The following is a 2,706-nucleotide window of genomic DNA, read 5'->3' as shown; positions in this document are numbered from 1 at the left end:
CGTCCGGCCAGTCCCGGGCGGCGGCGAAGCCGGCCCAGTCGAGCGGGACGCCGTACGACCAGAGCGCGGCCGCGGCGGCGTCGAACTGCTGCTCCGGCGAGGCGCCGCGCCGGCCGCCGGCGACGAAGTGGCGCTCCGGCAGCTCCCGGCGACCCATGCCGGTCAGCGTCGGGTGCGGGCCGATCTCCAGGAAGAGCTCGTGGCCCTGTCCGTCCAGCGCGGCGAGGACCTGGTCGAACCGGGCGGTCTCCCGGGTCTGCCGGAGGAAGTACTCCGGCGTCGGGACGGTCCCGGGGGCCAGCACCTCGCCGCCGAGGTTGCTGACCAGCGGGACGGCCAGCGGCCGCAGGCGCAGCCGGGCCAGCTGGTCGCGGAAGGGGTCGAGCATCGGGTCGAGCAGGCGGGAGTGGAACGCCCGGTCGGTGGCCAGCCGTTCGGTGGTGACCCCGTCGGCGGCCAGGACGGCCTCGGCGGCGGCGATCTCGCGGGGCGGGCCGGCCAGCACGCACTGGCCCCGGCCGTTGACCACGGCCAGGTCCACGCCGGGCAGCCAGTCGCCGAGCCCGGCCAGCCGGTCCAGGCCGGCCGAGACCACCGTCATGGCGCCCTGCTCGGTCAGCCGGTGCATCAGCCGGCCGCGCAGCGCGGTCAGGAACATCCCGTCGGCCAGGTCGAGCGCGCCGGCCGCGTGGAAGGCCGCGTACTCCCCGGCGCTGTGCCCGGCGACGGCGGCGGGACGGACCCCGAGCTCCTGCCAGAGCCGCAGGTAGGCCGCCTGGAGGGCGAACAGCGCGGGCTGCGCCGCCTCGGTGGTCCAGCCGTCCTCGGCGCCCTGCGGCGCGGGGTCGAGCAGCAGCGGCAGCAGCGGCTCGCCCCAGTTCTCGCGGTGCAGCCGGTCGCACTCGTCCAGGACGGCGCGGAAGACCGGGAAGGCCCGGTGGAGCTCGGCGGCCATGCCCCGGTACTGGGCGCCCTGGCCGGTGAAGAGCAGCACCGGCAGGACCTCGCCGCGCCCCACCTCGCGGTGGGCCGCGCCGGCGGTCGTCCGGCCCGCGAGGAAGGCGTCCAGGCCCTTGCGCAGGGCGGCCGGGTCGGGGCCGGTGACGGCCAGCCGGTGGCGCAGCGCGCGCCGGCCGGCGCCGAGGGTGAGCGGCAGGTCGCCGGGCGCGAGGGCGGGTTCGGCGTCCAGCCGGTCGCGGAGCAGGCCGGCCAGTTCGGTCAGGCCCTGGGCGGTGCGGGCGGACAGCGGCAGCACGGTCGGGGCCGGGCGCGGTTCGACGGCCGGGGCCTCGGGCGCCTGCTCCAGCACCAGGTGGGCGTTGGTGCCGCCGACGCCCAGCGCGCTGACCCCGGCCCGGCGCGGGGTGGGGCCCTCCGGCCAGTCCCGGCGCTCGGCGGCGAGCCGGAACGGGCTGTCGGCCAGTTCCAGCGCGGGGTTGGGACTGGTGAAGTTCACCAGCGGGGGGATGGTGCCGTGCCGGAGCACCAGTAGCGCCTTGATCAGGCCCGCCATCCCGGCACAGGTGTCCAGGTGGCCGATGTTGGGCTTGACCGAGCCGAGCGAGCAGAACCCGGCGGCCCCGGTCCGGGCGCGGAACGCCTGGGCCAGCGCCCGGAACTCGATCGGGTCGCCGAGCGGGGTGCCGGTGCCGTGGGCCTCGATGTAGCCGATGCTCTCGGCCGGCACGCCCGCCAGGTCCAGGGCCCGGCCGACCACGGCCGCCTGCCCGTCCACGCTGGGCGCGGTGTAGCCGACCTTCCGGCCGCCGTCGTTGTTGACGGCCGAGCCGAGGATCACCCCGTGCACGGTGTCGCCGTCGGCCAGCGCCCGGTCGAGGCGCTTGAGCAGCACGGCGGCGACGCCGTTGCCGCCGACCGTGCCGCCCGCGTCGGCGTCGAAGGCCCGGCAGGCGCCGTCGGGGGAGAGGATCGAGCCCTCCTCGTAGCGGTAGCCGGCGGCCTGCGGGATGTGCAGGGCGGCGGCCCCGGCCAGGGCCAGTTCGCAGTCGCCGGCGAGCAGCGACTGCACGGCCAGGTGCACCGCGACCAGCGAGGTGGAGCAGGCCGTCTGCACGCCGATCGCCGGACCGGTGAGGCCCAGCCGGTAGGCGACCCGGGTGGCGGCGAAGTCGGCCTGGTTGCCGATCGCGGTCTGCAGGGCGGCGACCGGCTGGGAGGGGTCGGCGGTGGTGGCGAGGGTGTGCTGGTAGTAGGTGCGCAGCGCGTACAGGGTCATCCCGGTGCCGGCGAAGACCCCGACCCGGCGCTCCGGGTCCGGCGCGTCGTAGCCGCCGTCCTCCAGGGCCTGGCGGCAGATCTCCAGCAGCAGGCGCTGCTGCGGGTCCATCAGGGCCGCCTCGGCGCCGCTGATGCCGAAGGCCTCGGCGTCGAACTCGTCGGTGCCGGTGATCGCCCCGGTGACCGGGACGAAGTCGGGGTGGCGGTACTCCTCCGGGCGCAGTCCGGCCGCGGCCAGCTCCTCCTCGGTGAACCGGGTGGTGCTCCGGACGCCCTCGACGATGTTCCGCCAGTACTGCTCGGGGGTGTCGGCGCCCGGCAGGCGCAGCGCCAGGCCGACGATCGCCACCCGGCGGTCGTCGCCCGGCCCGGCGACGGGGGAGGCGGCCGCGGCGGTGGGCGTGGCCGGCTCGGCGGCCAGGTGCGCGATCAGGGCGTCCACGGTGGGGTGGCGGAACAGCTCGGTGG

General features: G+C 77.3%; 1 protein-coding gene. It reads right to left on the bottom strand.

From position 1 onward, the window contains the following. Positions 1-2,706: type I polyketide synthase (locus ACFU6K_RS35990; protein ID WP_380670392.1), on the bottom strand; the 2,706-nt coding region annotated here is incomplete at both ends.

This window comes from Kitasatospora sp. NPDC057512 (assembly GCF_042802135.1).
In the GTDB taxonomy this organism is placed as follows: Bacteria; Actinomycetota; Actinomycetes; order Streptomycetales; family Streptomycetaceae; genus Kitasatospora.
The sequence above is the reverse complement of the archived record's forward strand: the minus strand, read 5'-3'. Positions and strand labels throughout refer to the sequence as shown.